This window comes from Limimonas halophila, from assembly GCF_900100655.1.
Classification (GTDB): Bacteria; Pseudomonadota; Alphaproteobacteria; order Kiloniellales; family Rhodovibrionaceae; genus Limimonas; species Limimonas halophila.
This window is the reverse complement of record NZ_FNCE01000004.1, coordinates 193,639-211,990: the sequence shown is the minus strand read 5'-3', so window position 1 is coordinate 211,990 and position 18,352 is coordinate 193,639. Positions and strand designations below refer to the sequence as shown.

At 69.4% G+C, this 18,352-nt stretch carries 17 protein-coding genes and 2 tRNA genes; 6 read left to right on the top strand and 13 right to left on the bottom strand.

The window, feature by feature from the left end; all coding sequences use genetic code 11:
- The 3 genes from BLQ43_RS14350 to BLQ43_RS07855 all read right to left on the bottom strand — a co-directional run.
- On the bottom strand, nt 1-423 hold a 423-nt coding region (locus BLQ43_RS14350; RefSeq protein WP_176758578.1), incomplete at its 3' end, for a GTP-binding protein.
- Between the two features lie 114 nt (nt 424-537).
- Nucleotides 538-612, bottom strand: a tRNA-Gly gene (locus BLQ43_RS07860).
- Between the two features lie 77 nt (nt 613-689).
- Nucleotides 690-775, bottom strand: a tRNA-Tyr gene (locus tag BLQ43_RS07855).
- 170 nt (nt 776-945) lie between these two features.
- Here BLQ43_RS07855 and BLQ43_RS07850 point away from each other — a divergent pair.
- The gene (locus BLQ43_RS07850; RefSeq protein ID WP_090019581.1) at nt 946-1,767 is read left to right on the top strand and encodes a TrmH family RNA methyltransferase; all 822 of its coding nucleotides are present in this window, start codon (nt 946-948) and stop codon (nt 1,765-1,767) included.
- Between the two features lie 9 nt (nt 1,768-1,776).
- Here BLQ43_RS07850 and BLQ43_RS07845 read toward each other — a convergent pair whose 3' ends face one another.
- The 8 genes from BLQ43_RS07845 to BLQ43_RS07810 form a co-directional block, all read right to left on the bottom strand.
- Complete coding sequence (locus BLQ43_RS07845; RefSeq protein WP_218119156.1) at nt 1,777-2,949, bottom strand: sigma-54 interaction domain-containing protein; 1,173 nt, start codon at nt 2,947-2,949, stop codon at nt 1,777-1,779.
- Nucleotides 2,950-3,228: 279 nt separating this feature from the next.
- Nucleotides 3,229-3,423 (bottom strand): hypothetical protein, encoded by a 195-nt coding sequence (locus tag BLQ43_RS07840; RefSeq protein ID WP_090019580.1) that lies wholly within the window; start codon nt 3,421-3,423, stop codon nt 3,229-3,231.
- Between the two features lie 104 nt (nt 3,424-3,527).
- Nucleotides 3,528-4,745 (bottom strand): autotransporter outer membrane beta-barrel domain-containing protein, encoded by a 1,218-nt coding sequence (locus tag BLQ43_RS07835; RefSeq protein ID WP_143006197.1) that lies wholly within the window; start codon nt 4,743-4,745, stop codon nt 3,528-3,530.
- Between the two features lie 174 nt (nt 4,746-4,919).
- Nucleotides 4,920-5,153: a hypothetical protein gene (locus tag BLQ43_RS14605; RefSeq protein ID WP_176758577.1), complete on the bottom strand. Its 234-nt coding sequence runs from the start codon at nt 5,151-5,153 to the stop codon at nt 4,920-4,922.
- A 154-nt stretch (nt 5,154-5,307) separates the two neighbouring features.
- The gene (locus BLQ43_RS07825) at nt 5,308-6,420 is read right to left on the bottom strand and encodes a hypothetical protein (RefSeq protein WP_090019577.1); all 1,113 of its coding nucleotides are present in this window, start codon (nt 6,418-6,420) and stop codon (nt 5,308-5,310) included.
- Nucleotides 6,421-6,538: 118 nt separating this feature from the next.
- Nucleotides 6,539-7,240 (bottom strand): C39 family peptidase, encoded by a 702-nt coding sequence (locus tag BLQ43_RS07820; RefSeq protein ID WP_090019576.1) that lies wholly within the window; start codon nt 7,238-7,240, stop codon nt 6,539-6,541.
- A 46-nt stretch (nt 7,241-7,286) separates the two neighbouring features.
- Nucleotides 7,287-7,655 (bottom strand): hypothetical protein, encoded by a 369-nt coding sequence (locus BLQ43_RS07815; protein ID WP_090019575.1) that lies wholly within the window; start codon nt 7,653-7,655, stop codon nt 7,287-7,289.
- A gap of 84 nt (nt 7,656-7,739) precedes the next feature.
- Complete coding sequence (locus BLQ43_RS07810; RefSeq protein ID WP_090019574.1) at nt 7,740-9,479, bottom strand: hypothetical protein; 1,740 nt, start codon at nt 9,477-9,479, stop codon at nt 7,740-7,742.
- 381 nt (nt 9,480-9,860) lie between these two features.
- Between BLQ43_RS07810 and aptA the strand changes: the two genes are divergently transcribed.
- The 4 genes from aptA to BLQ43_RS07790 are packed head-to-tail and all read left to right on the top strand — an operon-like array spanning nt 9,861 to nt 14,490.
- Nucleotides 9,861-11,231, top strand: a complete 1,371-nt coding sequence (gene aptA / locus BLQ43_RS07805) for an omega-aminotransferase AptA (protein ID WP_437123475.1) — start codon at nt 9,861-9,863, stop codon at nt 11,229-11,231.
- Between the two features lie 23 nt (nt 11,232-11,254).
- Entirely contained in the window at nt 11,255-12,373 is a 1,119-nt protein-coding gene (ald, locus tag BLQ43_RS07800; protein ID WP_090019573.1) for an alanine dehydrogenase, read from the top strand.
- Between the two features lie 58 nt (nt 12,374-12,431).
- Entirely contained in the window at nt 12,432-14,054 is a 1,623-nt protein-coding gene (locus BLQ43_RS07795) for a BCCT family transporter (RefSeq protein WP_218119155.1), read from the top strand.
- Between the two features lie 4 nt (nt 14,055-14,058).
- The gene (locus tag BLQ43_RS07790) at nt 14,059-14,490 is read left to right on the top strand and encodes a hypothetical protein (protein ID WP_090019572.1); all 432 of its coding nucleotides are present in this window, start codon (nt 14,059-14,061) and stop codon (nt 14,488-14,490) included.
- Nucleotides 14,491-14,500: 10 nt separating this feature from the next.
- On the opposite strand, the gene BLQ43_RS07785 is transcribed toward BLQ43_RS07790, so the two are convergent.
- The gene (locus tag BLQ43_RS07785) at nt 14,501-15,187 is read right to left on the bottom strand and encodes a TIGR02186 family protein (protein WP_218119154.1); all 687 of its coding nucleotides are present in this window, start codon (nt 15,185-15,187) and stop codon (nt 14,501-14,503) included.
- Nucleotides 15,188-15,411: 224 nt separating this feature from the next.
- Complete coding sequence (locus BLQ43_RS07780; protein WP_245659508.1) at nt 15,412-16,698, bottom strand: NAD(P)/FAD-dependent oxidoreductase; 1,287 nt, start codon at nt 16,696-16,698, stop codon at nt 15,412-15,414.
- A 129-nt stretch (nt 16,699-16,827) separates the two neighbouring features.
- On the opposite strand from BLQ43_RS07780, the gene BLQ43_RS07775 reads away from it, so the two are divergent.
- Entirely contained in the window at nt 16,828-18,207 is a 1,380-nt protein-coding gene (locus BLQ43_RS07775) for a glutamine synthetase family protein (protein WP_090019570.1), read from the top strand.
- The last annotated feature ends 145 nt before the right edge of the window (nt 18,208-18,352 follow it).

Sequence of the window (18,352 nt, the reverse complement as noted above, 5' to 3'; positions counted from 1 at the left end):
CACCTGATCGCACTTGTTCAGATAAACGACCAGCGCCGGAACACCCACCTGGCGCGCCAGCAAAATGTGCTCGCGCGTCTGCGGCATCGCACCGTCCGCGGCCGACACCACAAGAATCGCGCCGTCCATCTGCGCCGCGCCCGTGATCATGTTCTTCACGTAGTCCGCGTGACCCGGACAGTCGACGTGCGCATAGTGCCGGTTCTCCGTGGAATACTCCACGTGCGCCGTCGAAATCGTGATCCCGCGCTCTTTCTCCTCCGGCGCCTTGTCGATCTTGTCGAACGCCTGGTAGTCCGCACTACCCTGCTCCGACAAAATCCGCGTCATCGCCGCCGTCAACGTCGTCTTCCCATGGTCAACGTGACCAATCGTCCCAATGTTGACGTGCGGCTTGTCCCTCTCAAACTGCGACTTCGCCATGGCGGTCGTCCTGCTTTGAATGACATTCGGCGCCGCGGGGTGCGCGGCACGGCCCGGTCGCGGGCACTGGGGCTGGCGGCGCGCACGGCGCATCCGGGCATCGGCTGCGGCGCATGGAGCGGGTGATGGGAATCGAACCCACGCGCCCAGCTTGGAAGGCTGGTGCTCTAACCACTGAGCTACACCCGCCGATGCCGTCGCGCCGCGTGCGCGCTCGTTTTGGTCGTCGGTGCTCGTCGTCAGTCCGTCTCAGGAACGCGGGAAAGTGGTGGAGGGGGTAGGATTCGAACCCACGAAGGCGAATGCCAGCGGATTTACAGTCCGCCCCCTTTGGCCGCTTGGGTACCCCTCCACGGGCACGGGTTCCCGACGCCCAACACGGTATCCGCCGCATAGACTGATTCGACGGGCCGTGTCAACGCAGCGCAGCGATCCGAGCGTGTCGCGAAATCCGGCGGCTTCGGCGGCGTGGGGACGCCGCTTGCGCCAGCGCATGCGGACGTTCACAACGTGGCGCCTGTCATGGCCAAACGCAAGTCCGCACCGACCAAGCAGCGCCGCGGCGCGCCCGACCGGGTGTGGCTCTACGGCGGCCACGCCGTGCTGGCCGCGCTCGCCAACCCCGCGCGCACCTGCGAGCGGCTCGTGCTGGCGGCGGAATCCCGGACGCGCTGGGCGGATGCGGTTGCGCACGCCGGCAATGCGCGCCCGGCCGGCGCGCTGAGTCTTCCCGACCCGGAGTTCCCCGAGCGGCGCGAGCTGGCGCGCCTGTTGCCCGAAGGCGCGGTCCACCAGGACATTGCCGCGCGGGTCGCCCCGCTCACGCAACCGGCCCTGGCCGACGTGGTGGACGGGCTGCCGGCCGAAACGCGGGCGGCGGTGGTGTTGCTCGACCACGTCACCGACCCGCAGAACGTGGGCGCGGTCCTGCGTTCGGCGGCGGCCTTCGGCGCGGCGGCGGTGGTGACCACCCAGCGCAACGCACCGCCGGAGACGGGCGCGCTGGCCAAGGCGGCCTCCGGCGCGCTGGAGCACGTTGCCATGCCGCGCGAGGTCAACCTCGCCCGTTCGATCACGGAGCTGCAGGACGCCGGGTTTCACCTGCTGGGCCTGGCGGGCGACGCGGCGGCGGATCTGCCCGCCGAAGCCGGGGAGACGCGGACGGGCCTGGTCATGGGCGCCGAGGGCACGGGCTTGCGCCGGTTGACACGCGAGCGCGTGGACCAGCTGGTGCGCATTCCGGCCCACGGCCCCCTGCCCGACCTCAACGTGTCGAACGCCGCGGCGATCGCCCTGTACGAAGTCATCGGCCGGCCCGGCAACACAGCACCGCCGGACGCCTGAGCCGGCCCATCAGGACCCGTTCATGGCGCCGGCTCGGCTGACGTTGTGGCGGCGCATCAGCTTGTAAACGGTGACGCGGGAAACGCCCAGCCGCTCGGCCGTGCGCGTGACGTTGCCGCCGGTTTCGGCGAGCGCGGCCTGCAGGCACGCGGCTTCGTCGGTTGGCGGTGGCCCGTCAGCTCCAGCCGCGACCCCGTTGCCGCTCGCCGCCGCATGGCCGGGCGCGCCGAGCGAACGGCCACCGCCATTTCCGGTGCCGTTCCAGTACGGCTGAATGTCCTCGGCGTGCAGCGTCTGCGCGTCCGCCATGACCAGGGCGCGGCGCAGCGTGCTGATCAGTTCGCGCACGTTGCCGGGCCAGGTGTGCTGCATCAGCGCATCTACGGCGTCCGGGGCGAGATGGCGCTCGCCCAGCTGCATCTCGCGCGCCAGGCGGTCGGTGAAGTAGCGCGCCAGCTGCGGGATGTCCTCGGGACGCTCGCGCAGCGCGGGGATGCAGATGCGCAGCACGTCGAGGCGGTAGAAGAGGTCCTCGCGGAAACGGCCCTCGGCGACGGCGCGCTCCAGGTCGACGTTGGTCGCCGCGACCACCCGGCAGTCAACGCGAATGCTGCTGTTGCCGCCCACGCGCTGAATCACGCCGTTTTGCAGGAACCGCAGCAGGTGCGCCTGGAGATCCAGCGGCAGGTCACCGATTTCGTCCAGGAAGAGGGTACCGCCGTTGGCTTCCTCCACCCGGCCGATGCGCTGCGACACCGCCCCGGTGAACGCCCCCTTCTCGTGGCCGAACAGCTCCGCCGACACCAGTTCGCTCGGCAGCCCGCCGCAGTTGACGGCGACGAACGGGCCCTCGGCCGCTGCGGAGCGCTCATGGATGGCGAGTGCGGCCAACTCCTTGCCGGTGCCGCTCTCGCCGGTGACCAGGACCGGCGCGTCGCACCGCGCGCAGCGGCGGATGGTGTCGAACACCTGCCGCATGGCTGGCCCGGACCCCACCATGTGGGCGTCCTCCGGGCCATCCGGCGCGGCGTGCGCGTCTGCCGCACCCGACCCCGCCGTTGCCGCCGCCAGGTGCGCCTCCACCGTCGTGAGCACGGCCGGATGCTCGTGCACGACGGTGAGCACCAAGTCGGCCAGCCGGTCCATCCCGAGCGCTTTGAGGCGTGACCGCGAAACCGTCACGCGTACCACCCTGTGCCGTGGTTCCCATGGCGTGTGGGGCGGCCGTCCCGGTCCGTGCCGGCTGCCGCCTCGTCCATGGGAACGATCATAGGTGCAAGCGCCAGCGGCCAGCCACGGTGGACAGGCGGTAGCAGGGCGCCACGAACGGACCAAAACCCGGTCGAGGGGATGAGGCGGCTTGCACCCACGGGCCACGCGGCTACCGCCTCCTGCGGATCATCCGAATGCCACGCAAATCCGTCTGGTTAACAACGGCAAACACTGCCCGGTAAACGGGGTTTACGATTCCGACCGGCGGGCAACCCCCGGCGCACCGGCATGCGCGGGGCCCGGATGCGCGTCCCCCATTTGCTGGCGCCGCCGCTCGCGGTCGCGCATCGCCTCCTCCAGCGTGCGCAACCGCTGGCACAGGTACGGGCTGACAAGCACGGTATCGCGGTGCCGGTCGCCCCTGCGGTCCTGCATCTCGCTCATGCCGGTACGTGCCCCCTCGTACACAGCCTCTGTTAAGCCCGGCCCGGCTCTCGCAAGAGTCGTGCCGGGTCATCGGCGCAGCCGTGCCGAAGGGGACGGGCCGTTCAGAAGACCTGGAACTGGATGGGCACGCGGACCAGCAGGCGCACGTCGGGGGCTTCCTCGGTCACGCCCGCCTGGATGTTGACGTTGATCGCGGTGCTCTCACTGGCTTGGTAGTTCGTCCCGAGGGTCAGCGAGCCGACCTGGAGCGATTCCGACGTCTGGGACTGCTGGTTGACCTCGGTGTCGGTCTGGCGGATGAAATCGTGCTGATAGCCGAGCGAGAGCGAGGTCCGCTGGTTCAGGCCGAAGGCCATGCCGAAGCCCAGGCGGACGGTGTCGCCGGGGTCCACCTCCCCGATCGTCGTTTGTCCGCCCTGCTGGCCCTGCTGATTCCCGAAGGTTTCGTTGACGTCGCGCTCGAAATTGAACAGGTAGCCGACGTTGCCGTAGAAAACCACGGGGTCGGAGGGAACCAGCATCGTCAGGCTGGGCTCGACCGCCCAGAAGCCCGAGCCCGTGGTCGGCTCCGTCTCCACGCCGTTGGCGTCGCGCGGGACCTCGAACGGGCCTTCACCCGTGGTGCTCTTCACCCGCAGGTTGGCGACCGTTACGGGCAGGAAGCCGGTTCCGGAGGTGAGCTGGTAGTGGCCGGCGAACTCGATGTCGCCCAGATCGCCTTGGCTCAGATTGCTCGTCGTCACGGTTTCCGAGTTCTGCTCCACGACGGTGTTGGTCTGTTCCTCGTCGCGGTAGACGAAAGGGACCTTGACCTCGACCTCGAAGCGGCTGGTGACACCGTAGCGGGCGGTGATGGAACTTGTGATGGCGTTGCGGTCCACCTCGGTCGCCTCGATGACGCCCAGGAAAGCCGTGTCGATGATCTGCACGCCGTTGGCGATGAAGCGCGAGACGTTGTCGTTCTGGAACTCCACCGACGGCTCGATGACCAGCGCCCCGGGCGAGGTCAGGACGCCGCCGCGCTCCCGGATGGTGGGCACGTCGGGCCGCTTTTCCTGTCCGGACTGACCGCCGGTCTGGCCCGCGGCCTGTTGGCTGGCCCCGTTGGTGGCCTGGGCAAGCTGGCGGTCGCCGGGCGCCGGATCCAGATCGAGGCTGTCCCGGAAGCCCGGTGCGACCATCTCCCGCCAGGACAGCTCGTGGTTCAACGCCAAGCGGCTGGCGGTGTCGCCGCTTTGCGCCGCCGCGGGTGCGGTGAGGATCGTCGTGGCGAGCAGGGCCACAACACTCGTGTGCGCAGCCGTCGTCCCCCCGATCATAAGCCCTCCTGGTGCAATCTTGCGCTCCTGCCGTCGCGGCCCACCGACGCGTGCGCGGCACGGCCAGTCTTTTTCACCCGAATTTTGAAAAGCGTGCCCGTCACCGAGACCGTGGTCAATTCGCCTCGAAAGGGGTACGAAGCCTCGGGCGAGCCCGCGCGGCGGGCGCGGACGTCAGCGCGTGACGCGGACGGTCAGGGAGGCGCGATTGCCGGTGCGCCTGGACGATTGCGCCGATTGGCCGCTTTTCACCGGCCCCAGTTCGTCCCAGAGGACGACCGCCACGGCCGTCCCGTCGGGCGCGAGGTTGGGCGCGACCGGCCGCGCAATCGGGCTGCCTGCCCGGCTTGCGCGCAATTCCGACGCCGTGAGGCGCTCCGGGCCGGCTTCCATGCCGGCCAGGGACAAGCTCTCGCCGTCCCCGGCGGAGGCGGGACCGGGGACAGCGAGCCCCCCGATGAACACGGCGGCCGCCAGCACCCCCGGCCGGGGCGCACGCAGGCCCGCGCAAGCACGCCGGATGCCGGGGAATGTGGTGGGCCGCCACGGCTGCATGGCTCGCTCACCGCAACCGCATCTGGGCCACGGCGTCAGCGATGCGTGCCGCCTGGCGCGATACGTTGAAGTCGGCCATCCGCTGCTTGAAGTTCATGACGCGGATCGTCGTCTCGACGTTTGTGCTGATCGTGCGGTTGTCCGCCGTGTTCTGGACGAGCGCGCCGACATGCTCGTCGGTGACATTCTGCACGATCCGCGTGCTGCCGTCGCCGAGCTGCGCGACCGCCCCCGATCCGGTTTCCTCGACCTCGAGCGAGGAGGGCAGCGATTCCGCGACCTTCGCGGCAGCCTGCTGGATGGTCTGCTCGCCGGTCGGCGTCCCCGATCCGGCTGACGACCCCGCCGCGCCCGTGCCGGTGGCGCCAGTATCGCCCGATCCGGGCGAAGGCGTTGTTCCTCCGCTCGGCGCCGTTCCGGTTTCGCCGGCGGTCGGCGTGGTTCCGGCGACATCGGTGGGCTGCGTGGCCGTCCCGGTGCCGCCGGCGGACGCCGACCCCGAGCCCCCGGCGGGCGTCGAACCGCCGGCCGTGGGCGTCGACGGTGTCGGCGATGACGGCGTCGATGGTGTCGATGGCGAGGTCGAGGGGGATGTGCCCGGCGACGAGGGCGTGTCCGTCGACGGATTGGTGGCGCCCGTCGTGCCCGAGGCGACATCCGTGGAACCGCTCGCGCCCGTGGTCGGGCTCGTGGTTCCGGAGGCGCCGGGTGTGGGCGACGTCGGGCTGGTTGTGGTCCCGCCGCTGCCGCCCGTGGCGTCGCTCGCCGTGTCGCCCGACTGGGCGGCGCCGCCGGTTGCCTCGCTCACCCGGTCCTGGATGCCGGAAACGGCGTCCTGAACGGACTCCTGAACCTCGCTCACCTGGCTTTCCACCTGCGACACCGTTTTCTGCACCTGCCCTTGCACGTCGCGCGAGATCTGTGTGGACAAGCCGCCGAGTTCCTGCCCGTTTTCAGCCACGGTGGTGGTCACGTTCACCGAGAACTCGAATTCAAGGCCCCCCACCTTCATGCCCGCGCGGTGGCCGGACAGCTCCCGCGGGGACATCGGGTCCAGCCCGTTGAAAGCGTCGTCCGGCGCGGCGGCGTGCGCGGCCGGCCCCGCGATGACGGCGGCCATAACAGCCGTCGCCGCGAGCCGGGTTCTGCGGGGAAGTCGGCGGCCGCGAGGCCGCACGAACGTGGTTGCCATGGCACGCATTCCATCCTCCTGGCCGCCGGTCTGGGGCCGGCCGGCGTTAGAACTCGTTGCGCCCCGGATGCAGCAGCGAGAAGGTCGACAGCCCGTACCGGTCCACCGTGGACTGGTACGGGGTCTTGGGCCGCAGCCGCCACTCCGTGACGCGGTTGAAATGCTTGCGCGCGAGCTTCACGTCGTCGCGGACGACGAAGGTCACGCCGTTCCAGATCTCCTTGAAGCGGGCGTGGGTCAGCGTCCTCAGCCCGAGCGCCGGGTCGCCGACCAGCACGTCGTCCTCGCGAACGCCCTTCACCACGACGAAGTGCCGGTAGCCCTTGGTGGTGACGAGCGTGATCGCGGGCACGCCGATGTCGCGGAGCTGGGACAGCGACATGCGGAAGCCGTCCGCATTCAGGCCGCGCGACTTGAGATAGGCCTTCATGTCCAGCAGCGAGAAGCCGTGCTCACGGATCGCTTCGCGGTCGCCGCTGCGGAACATCTGCTTGAACGCCTGGCGCTCGTCGGTCGGCCGGTCGTAGTGGTAGGTCAAGAGGGTCGCGATCGCCGCCGAGCCGCAGCTGTAGTCGTATTGCTGCGGAACGACGTTCTTGAACTTGGCCTCCTTCCAGCTCGTGACCTGCTTGGTAACCGAAAGCCCGCTGCCGGTGACGATCCGCACCCCGCCCGCTTGCGCTCCGTTGAGCGCAGTGGCGACGAGGCCGAACGCCACGATGGCGGCTGCCGTTATGCTGCCCTTCATGCTTGCCGCGCCCCGCATGCGCTGTCCCGGTCCGGTCTCCGGTCCGTCACTGGAGGTGGATGTTGTAGCTCGCGCTGTAGTTCATGTTCACGAAGTCGCCGGTGTTCGACATCACCGAGGTCGTTCCGCGCGTGTTGTCGATGGTCGTGTCCCCGATGCTGCCGCTGACCGACACACCGCCGATGTTGACTTTCTCGTTGTTGAGGTTCTGACCGAGCTGGTCGGTGAGGTTGCGCTGGTCGAGCGCGATGGGACCGCTGTCGGCGCGCCCCGTCGAGGCCGCCATTTCGCCGGTCTTCATCTCGGTCAGCCCGGCGAAGGTGCTGTCCGCGTCGCCTGCCTGGACCGGACCGGACGCGGCGGCGAGCCCCGTTCCGACGGCCAGCGCCCAGGCCCATAACGCCACACGAATCATCCCGCACGTCCTCCTTTGATCTGGTTCGGCGGAAAGCCGGCGGGGCCGGAAACGCCCCGCCGGTCCACCGATGGGTCGCCGCGGTTACTGGCCCGGCGTGTTGTTGAAGGAGGTGTGGGCGTTGATGTTGACGCTCTGCGTCATGTTGTTGCCCACGCCGGTGTTGACGTTCTGGGCCTGCACGCCGCGCAGGTTGCTCATGCTGATCGAGCTGACGCTGCCGGAGCGCAGGACGCTGGTCTGGTCGCCGCCGTTGGCACCACCGTTGCTGGCATTGCTGGCGGTTTGCCGGTTGCTGGCACTGCCGTCGCCGCCGTTGCCGCTGGCACTGGCGTTGGTGTCGCCCGCACCCGACCCGGCACTGGCGAAGCCGCTGTTGCTGCCGCCGTCGCCGCCGACACCGGCCGTGCCGTCGCCGCTGCTGGCGTTGCCGCCGGACTGGCTTTGATCGGCGTTGACGTCGGAATCCGCGTCCGCCTGGGCGTTGGACGGGGCCGAGTTGGAGCCGCCGTTCACGCCCTGGTCGGCGCGCGCGACGGAGTCAGAACCGGGACTGGAATCCGCGCCGGACCCGCTCTTGGCGTTGCCGTTGCCACCGGGGCTGGCGGTCGCGCCGCCGCCACGGCCGGTCGCCGTGTCGTTGGCACTGGCCCGATCACGGTTGCCGCCCCCGCGCGCGTTCGCTGTGTCGTTGCTGCCGCCAGTGGCGTTCCCGTTGGCGTTGGCGGTCGAGGTGGTCGGGCTTTGGTTGTGGGCCGTGGAATCGCTGTCCGCGTTGCCGTTGGACCGGGCGGTGGAGTTCGGATCCTGCCCACCCTTGGTGTAGCTGGCCGACTTGCTGCCCGACTGGGTGTACTGCTTGCCGGACGCGTCGCCCTCGTTGCCGTCCTTGATCTTGTTGCCGCCGGTCGCGTCGGCGCTGGCCTCGCCGTAGTCGCCGTCGCCGGCGTCCTGCTCCAGATCGGTCTCGCTTTCGGCCTTGGACGAGACATCGCCCTTGATGTCGTTGCTGGCGTCACCGCCCTCGCCGTCGTTGTAGGCCTTGTTCCCGGCGGACTGCGAGGCGTAGCCGCCGTCGCCGCCGGTGCCGCCGACGTAGAGGCTCAGCCCGCCGTTGGTCTGCTGAAGGTCCGTCTCGTTGACCATCTTCACGTTGGTCATGCCGGACAGGTTCAGGCTGTTGCTGTTGCCGACGACATTGGCGCTGCCCGACGACTTGTAGTTCTCCAGGTGGTTGTTCTCGTGCCCGTCGTTGGAGCGGTTGCCGTCGGTGTTGTTGTTGCCGGAAATGCGGTTGTTGCGGTCGTCGCCGTTGTTGTTGTTGGAATTGGTGGTGTTGCCGACGTTCTCGGTGTTGCCGCGATTGTCGCCGTTCGCGCGGTCGATATCCGTGTTCCCGCGATTGTTCCCGTTCGCGCGGTCGATATCCGTGTTCCCGCGATTGTTCCCGTTCGCGCGGTTGTTGGAATCCGCGGTGTTGCCCACGTTCTCCGTGTTCCCGCGGTTGTTCCCGTTGGCACGGTCGACGTCCGTGTTCCCGCGGTTGTTGCCGTTGTTGTTGCGGCTGTTGCGCAGACTGGTGCTGCTGTCCGTCTCAACGTTCTGGCTGTTGGTCAGGCCGACGTTGTCGCGGCCGCTGTTGGCGTCGTTGCCGTTGCCGCTGTTGTTGGCGTTCTTGGCGTTGTCGCGGACGATGTTCTCGTCGCCCTGACCGCCGAACGGCGGCGGAAAGGGCCCGTTAACCTCGGCATTTGCCGCCATGGGCCCGGTTACGCCGAGCGCGAAGGCCGCGACACCGGCCAGAAGAAGACTGCGATACTGCATGGCACTAGGCTCCGTTTTGCTTTGCCTGCGGTGTGGCGGGCTCACCAACCCCCGCCGTGCGACCGCGCCGCCCGGTCGGTGCGCTGGGCGCTTTCCGACTGTCGCGGCGCGGCGTCAGGCCCTTGAAAGCAAAATGGATGCCAACAATGAGAAAGGATCTAAAAATCTGAGAAATCTTATTTTTTTGGAACTTCGGCGCCCTGAAGTGCGTTGTCGTTTACGTGTTCTTAAGCCTTTACAGCGTAAACGCCGTAAACAGCAGCCGCCCGGCGGGCGCCGCCGCCCGCGGGGTTGTCGGGCACCGGCCCCGTGCTATCGTGCGCGCGGTAGTCTTGAGAGCGAACATCCCAGGTTAGGAACGGGCCCGGCCAAGGAGGACGCATGCACGGCGCGGACGACATGCACGGTGCAAACGAGGGGGGCGGTGTTCACGCCGCGCCCAACACGCTCGAACCCTACTGGATGCCCTTCACCTGGAACCGGCGGTTCAAGCAGGCCCCCAAGCTGGTCGCCGGCGCGGACGGCATGCACTACCGCACGCCCGAGGGCGGCGCCGTACTGGACTCCATGGCCGGGCTGTGGTGCGTGAACGCGGGCCACAACCGCGAGCGCATCACCACGGCGATCCAACAGGCCGCGGCGGAGATGGATTACGCCGCTTCCTTCCAGTACAGCCACCCGGCGGCGTTCCAGCTCGCCAACCAGTTGACGGCGATGGCGCCGCACGGCGCGTTCGACCACGCCTTTTTCACCAACTCCGGCTCGGAATCCGTGGACAGCGCGCTCAAGATCGCGCTGGCCTACCACCGCGCCAACGGCGAGCCGCAGCGCCGCCGCCTGATCGGGCGCGAGCGCGGCTACCACGGCGTCAACTTCGGCGGCATCTCGGTGGGCGGCATCGTCAACAACCGCCGCACCTTCACGCAGCTGCCCGACGTCGACCACCTGCCCCACACCCACGACCTCGAGCACCAGGCGTTCTCGCGCGGCCAGCCCGAGTGGGGCGCGCACCTCGCCGACGACCTGGAGCGGCTGTGCGCGCTGCACGGGCCGGAGACGATCGCCGCCGTGATCGTGGAGCCGGTGGCGGGCTCGACCGGCGTGCTGGTGCCGCCGAAGGGCTACCTGCAGCGCCTGCGCGAGATCTGCGACAAGCACGGCATCCTGCTGATCTTCGACGAGGTCATCACCGGCTTCGGGCGGCTTGGCAGCAGCTTCGCCGCCGAGCACTTCGGCGTGACGCCGGACCTCATCACGCTCGCCAAGGGGATCAGCAACGCCGCCGTGCCCATGGGCGCGGTGCTCTGCCGCCAGGGCATCTACGACGCCCTCATGGCCGACGCCGAGCGCCAGGGCGGCACGATCGAGTTCTTCCACGGCTACACCTTCGGCGGCCACCCGCTGGCATGCGCCGCCGCGCTGGCAACGCTGGAGGTCTACAAGGAAGAGGACCTCTTCGCCCGCGCCGCCGCGATGGCGCCCGTGCTGGAGGAGTTGGTCCACGCCTTCGACGATCACCCCAGGGTGAGCGACGTGCGCAACCTGGGCATGATGGCGGCGATCGACCTGAAGCCCTGGCCGGGCCGGCCCGGCGAACTGGGCTACGAGCTGTTCGCGCGCTGCTTCGACAAGGGCGTCCTGGTGCGCCTCGCCGGCGACACCATCGAGCTGTCGCCGCCCCTGATCGCCGAGCGGCATCATCTGGAGACGATCACGGCGACGATCCGCGAGACGCTGGACGAGATCGCCTGACCCGGAACCGGGAGGAGCGCGTCATGCGCATCGGTGTGCCCAAGGAGACGAAGGTCCACGAGTACCGTGTCGGCCTCGTGCCCGCCGGGGTGCGCGAGCTGGTCCACCACGGCCACACCGTCTACGTGGAAAGCGGCGCCGGCGCGGGCATCGGCCTGAACGACGGCGAGTATCAGGCCGCCGGCGGCGAGATCGTAGCGGACGCGGACGCCGTCTTCGCCAACGCCGAGATGATCGTGAAGGTGAAGGAGCCGCAGCCGGCGGAGGTCGCCCGCCTGCGGCCCGACCACCTGCTGTTCACCTACCTCCACCTCGCCGCCGAGCCCGCGTTGACGCAGGGCCTGCGCGACAGTGGCTGCACCGCCATCGCCTACGAGACGGTCACCGACGCGCACGGGCGCCTGCCCCTGCTCGCGCCGATGAGCGAGGTGGCGGGGCGCATGGCGGTGCAGGTGGGCGCCCACTGCCTGGAAAAGGAGCGCGGCGGCAGCGGCATCCTGCTGGGCGGGGTTCCCGGCGTCCTGCCCGCCAACGTGGTCGTGCTGGGCGGCGGCGTGGCCGGGATGAACGCCGCGCGCATGGCGATGGGCATGCAGGCGAAGGTGTTCGTGGTGGACAAGAACATCGACCGCTTGAACGAGCTGGACATCGCCTTCGGCCGCGAGCTGGACACGCTCTACTCCACGGTCGACCACATCGAAAAGGCGGTGGCGAACGCCGATCTGGTGATCGGCTGCGTGCTGCTGCCCGGGGCCACCGCGCCCAAGCTGGTCTCGCGCGAGATGGTGCGGGCCATGCGCCCCGGCTCGGTGATGGTGGACGTCGCCATCGACCAGGGCGGCTGCTTCGAGACCTCGCGCCCCACCACGCACGCCGAGCCGACCTACGTGGACGAGGGCGTGGTGCACTACTGCGTCACCAACATGCCGGGCGCGGTGGCGCGCACCTCCACCTTCGCGCTCACCAACGCGACGATGCGTTTCGTCCTGGCGCTGGCCGACAAGGGCTACCGACAGGCCCTGCACGACGACCCGCACCTCATGGCCGGGCTGAACGTCGCGGACGGTAAGGTGACCAACCGGCCGGTGGCCGAAAGCCTGGACGCGCGCTATACCCCGCCGCAGGAGGTGCTGGGGATCTGATCCCCGCCAAGCCGACACAGCCACGACCGTCCGCAGAGCGCTCCCGGAGCATGCCCGCATGCACGAGATGAAGCAGTGGCGCGGCTACGGGTTCCGCGTAAACCCTTTCGTCTTCTTCGTCTCCGCCGGCCTCATCGTCGCCTTCGTCGCCTTCGGCACGATCTTCACGGGAGCCACCGCGCAGGCCGTGGACGCGATCCAGGCCACGATCGTCACCAAGCTCGGCTGGATCTACAGCCTCGTCGTGGGCGCGCTGCTGGTATTCGTGCTGGCCGTGCTCGCGGTGCCCAAGTTCCGGCGCCTGCGTCTCGGCCCGGCGGACTCGCGGCCCGAGTACACCTACTTCTCCTGGTTCGCCATGCTGTTCAGCGCGGGCATGGGCATCGGCCTGCTGTTCTACGGCGTCGCCGAACCCGTGCTGCATTACAGCAACCCGCCGCACACCCCCGGCGGCACCGCCGACGCGGCGCTGGAGGCGATGCGCCTGACCTTCTTCCACTGGGGCCTGCACGCCTGGGCCATCTACATCGTCGTCGGCATGGCGCTGGCGTTCTTCTCCTACCGCCACGACCTGCCGCTGACGATCCGCTCGGCCTTCTACCCCGTCCTGGGCGAGCGCATCTACGGCATCTACGGCGACCTCGTGGACGTCCTGGCCGTATTCGGGACGATGTTCGGCATCTCCACCTCGCTCGGCCTGGGCGTGATGCAGGTGAACGCCGGCCTGGCGGCGCTGGGGCTGGTTGCCGAGGACATCGTCAACCAGCTCCTGCTGATCGCCGGGATCACGGCCGTGGCGACGGTTTCGGTGATGAGCGGGCTGAACAAAGGCATCCGCCTGCTCTCGCGCTTCAACCTGATGGCCGGCCTGATCCTGCTCGGCTTCGTGCTCCTGATCGGCCCGACCTTCTTCATCGCCCGCGCCCTGGTGGGCGAGATCGGCGCCTACCTGGAGGATCTGGTCGGCCTGACGCTGCGCACCGACGCCTTCCACGGCATCGCCTGGCAGCGCGACTGGACGCTCTTCTACTGGGGCTGGTGGATTTCCTGGTCGCCCTTTGTGGGCATGTTCATCGCGCGCGTCTCGCGCGGGCGCACAGTGGGCGGATTCATCACCGGCGTGCTCCTGGTGCCGACGATGCTGACCTTCGTGTGGATGGCGGTGTTCGGCAACGCGGCGCTGCACGTGGAACTCTTCGGCACGGGCGGCATGGTGGCGGCGGTGAACGACAGCGTGCCCGGCGCCCTCTACGCCTTTCTGGACCGCCTGCCGCTGACGCCCATCAGCCAGGTGCTGGCGACGGTGGTGATCATGGGCTACTTCGTGACCTCCTCGGACTCTGGCTCGCTCATCATCGACATCCTGACCTCCGGCGGCGACCCGGACGCGCCGCTCGGCCAGCGGCTCTTCTGGGCGCTGACGGAGGGCGCGGTCGCGGCCACGCTGCTCGTCGCGGGGGGCTTGCAGGCGCTGCAGACCGCGGCGCTGACGACGGCGCTGCCGTTCTCCTTCGTCCTGGTGCTGATGATGGTGAGCCTGTGGCGCGGCCTGCGCGCCGACAGCGCCCCGGAAACCGACCACGTCAGCGCCCTGGCGCCGGCGCGCGCCCGGCCGCACGAGGCCCACGGCGCGGAGCCCGGCCACACCGCATCGCATGCGCACAACCCCGCGGGGGAGTGAAGTCATGTCCGTCGTGAGCGACCTCTGGGACCGGGTCAGCGGCCTGGTGTTGCCGGAGCCCGATCTCAGCGAAGCGGAAGCCAAGCAGCGCGCCGCCACGTTCATGCGCACCGTGGCCGAACCGGCCTTGCAGACGGTGCGCGAGGAACTGGCCGCGGCCGGCTACGACCCCACGATCGAACACCACGACGGCGAGGTGACGCTCATCGTCCCCGCCGACGACAGCTCCGGCTTCTGGTTCAAGGTCCAGGCGGAGGTGTTCCACAAGGTCGCCTTCGCCTTTCCGGCCTTCCACGGCAAGAAGCATCGCCCGCGCCACGTCCGCGTGACGCTGACCTCCCCCAGCCGGGTGCGCCGCCGCCGGCCGTCGCGGCTGGACCGCGAGACACTGGCGGAGATGTGCCGTACCTCCGCCCGCAAATGGCTGCACTGGTAAGCGGCGGTCGTCAGTCGCGCCGGAAGATGACCGAGGCCAGCCACCCCGCCAGCGCCGCGACCATCACCGCCAGGATGCCGTAGAGCGCGCCCCGATTGTGGGCGAACTGGAAGATCTCGGCCTCCAGCCCCGCCTTGCTGACGATCAGGGGCGTGGTCTGCGCGCTCACCACCTCGCCCTCGTCCAGCAGGTAGACCTCGACCTGATAGTGCCCCGTGGGCACGGTGGCGGGAAAGAAGAGCTCCGTGCGGAAGAGCGTCCGCCCCAGGAAGACGACGCGGCCCGCTTCGCGCGCGTAATGCCCCTTGCGCTGCTTGGCGCGGATCAGCCCTTCCTGCCACGCCACCAGCTCCGGCCCCGCCAGATCGCGTTCCTTCGGCCGCAGGTCCAGCTGCGACACGCCGATGCGGTTGCGCGAGCGCACGGCCGGCGTGGTGATCTGGTGCAGCGGGCCACTGGTGCTCACCGCGTAGAAAGTGGGCACGCCGGGGAAGGTCACCTTCGAGGTGTTCATCCAGATCCCGGCCACGCGGGATTTCCGGCGCATCGTGACCGTGTCCGACGGCCCCCGCACGACCACCACCACCTCGCCCGGCTCCTCAACGGCGCCGAACAGCAGCACGCGAGCCCCGGTGAAGCCGGTGGTGATGGCGAGAAGATGTTCGGACAGATCGGCGACCAGGGGCTGCGCACGCACGGGGGCCGGGCGGAGGCCGATGACGCACACCGCAACCGCACAAAGAACCCCGGCAAGCGCGCGCACTGTTCCTCCGTGGCCTTTCACCCCGGTCGCCGGTTCACGCCCGGTGGTGCGATCGTGTAGCACATGCGCCGTCCACCTCCAACGCGCCGGCGGACGCACGGCCCTGTACGTCCAGTGTGCCCGAAACCGCGAACGGGCGAAACGCTGGGTGCCGCCACTCAGGGCAGCAGGTCGCGCAGGCGGTAATACGCCATCGCCGCAACCAGCAGCGGCGTGCGCAGGCGCCGCCCGCCCGGAAACGGCGTGTGCGGCAGGCGCGCCATGACGTCGAAGCGCTCGGCCTGTCCGGCGACGGCCTCGGCCGCCAGCTTGCCCGCGACGCCCGTCAGGGCCACGCCGTGCCCCGAAAAGCCCTGGCAGCACAGCACGTTGCCCGTCACCCGCCCGAGGTCCGGCGTGCGCTCCGCGGTGATGGCGACGTAGCCGCCCCAGGTGTACTCGAAGCCCACGTCCGAAAGCGACGGAAACACGTGGCGCATGCGCGCGCCCAGGCTGGCCGCCAGGTCGCGCGGCGGGATGGTGGAATAGCTCACCCGCCCGCCGTACAGCAGCCGCCAGTCGGCGGACAGGCGGAAGTAGTCGAGCACGAAATTGCTGTCCGTCACGCCCGCGTTGGACGGCAGCAGCGCCAGCGCCCGCTCGCGCCCCAGCGGCGGCGTGGCGCCCATGTAGGTGCCTACCGGCATGATTGCCCGCCGAACGGCCGGCACCAGCTCGCCCAGATAGGCGTTGGCGCACAGGATCACATGGTCGGCACGCACGCAGCCGTCCGTGGTGTGGACGACCGCCGGCTCGCCGTACGTCAGGCTTTCGACGCGGCTTCCCTCGAAGATCCGCGCGCCGGCTTCCTCCGCCGCCCGCGCCAGCCCCAGGCAGTAATTCAGCGGGTGCAGGTGCAGGCTGCCGGAATCGTACAGCCCGCCCACGTAAGCGTCCGTCGCGACGTGGCGGCCGAGGCCGTCGCGGTCCACCAGCTCGGTGTCGGTGTAGCCGTAGGTTTGGGCCCAGTCCGCCTGCATCTGGCGCAGGTCGCGCAGGTGGCGCGGCTTGTTGGCGGCGTGGAACTGGCCGTCGCGCAGGTCGCACTGGATGCCGTGGCGGGCGACGCGCTCGCGGATGATGGCCTTGGACTCTTCCGCAATCGCCCATAGCCGCTTTGCGTCCTCTTCGCCCACCCAGCGGCGGATGGCGCTCATGTCGGCGGCGTAGGCCGACCCCGCCTGCCCGCCGTTGCGCCCCGACGCGCCCCAGCCGACGCGCTCGGCCTCCAGCACCACGACATCATACCCGCGCTCGGCCAGGTTCAGCGCCGCCGAGATCCCGGTGAAGCCGCCGCCGACGACGCACACGTCCGCCCGCGCCTCGCCGTCCAGCGTGGTGCGCTCGGGCGCGGCGTTCGCGGTGGCGGCGTAGTAGGAGGTCAGGCGGTCGATGGCGTCCGTCACCGTGGCACCCCGAAGCTGGAACCCGCCGGTATGTGCCAGACGCGTGCGCCGCCGAAAAGCGCCCCCGCTTGCCTGTCGCCGACCCCGGCCCTATCGTGCGCTTGCTCCGATCGCGCACAGCGAGTCAGCATGACCGACGACAGCGGCGACGTCTCATCGGCGGAGCTGGAAACGGCCGCCGAGTTCCTCAAGCGCCACAACATCGACGAGGTCGAGTGCCTCGTCCCCGACATGGCCGGGATCGCGCGCGGCAAGATCCTGCCGGCGGAAAAGTTCCTCAAGGGCATGCGCGAGCACGGCCTGCGCATCCCCGAGCAGATCTTCATCCAGACGGTCAACGGCGACTACGCCAGCAACGATCCCGTCACCTCGCCGGCGGCCATCGACGTCTACATGCGACCGGACGTGTCCACGATGCGCACCGTGCCGTGGTACGCGGACCCCACGGCCCAGGTCATCTGCGACACCTACTACTTCGACGGCACGCCCGTGGAAATCGCGCCGCGCCAGACGCTGAAGCGCGTGCTGCGGCAGTTCCAGGCGAACGGCTGGCGCCCGGTCATCGCCCCGGAACTCGAATTCTTCCTGGTGGAGACGAACACCGACCCGGACTACCCGCTGGAGCCGCCCATCGGCCGTTCCGGCCGGCGCGAAACCGCCCGGCAGTCCTACGGCGTCGACGCCGTCAACGAATTCGACCCGCTGTTCGAGGAAGTCTACGACTTCTGCGAGGCCCAGGGCATCGACATCGACACCCTGACCCACGAGTCCGGCGCCGCCCAGATGGAGATGAACTTCAACCACGGCGACCCGCTGGAACTCGCGGACCAGACCTTCCTGTTCAAGCGCACCGTCCGCGAAACCGCGCTGCGCCACAACGTCTACGCCACCTTCATGGCCAAGCCCATGGAGCGCGAGCCCGGCAGCTCGATGCACATCCACCAGTCGGTGGCGAGCGCGGAAACCGGCGAGAACCTCTTCGCCGACGCCGAGGGCACCGACAGCGAGCTCTTCCTCTCCCACATCGCCGGGCTGCAGAAGTACCTGCCGGCGGTGATGCCGCTGTTCGCGCCCAACGTGAACTCCTACCGCCGGCTGATGAAGCACTCCGACGCCCCCATCAACACCCACTGGGGGCGCGACAACCGCACGGTCGGCTTCCGCGTGCCCGTCTCCGGCGCCGATGCGCGGCGCGTGGAAAACCGCTGCGCCGGGGCGGACTCCAACCCCTACCTCGCCATCGCCGCCTCGCTGGCCTGCGGCTACCTGGGCATGGTGGAAGCCCTGGAGCCCACCAAGCCCGTCGAGGGCAGCGGCTACCGCCTCGCCCACACCCTGCCGCGCACGCTCTACGACGCGCTCGACCGCTTCGCCCGCTCGCGCGGCCTCAAGCGCGTCCTCGGCGAGGACTTCGTCGGCACCGTCGCCGCCGTGAAGGACGCCGAGCTGGACGCCTACCAGCGCGTCATCTCCTCCTGGGAACGCGAGCACCTGCTCCTCAACGTCTAATAAACGAAAGCTCGTTTAATCGCGGCAGTCAGGCTGACGGACGCCCGAGAAACGCGATGTTTGCGTCTGTCTTGGGGACAGTCGCAATCCGCACCGGCACCCGGGAACGCGGCTCAGCCCACGCCGATCACGTGAGGCGGCGCCG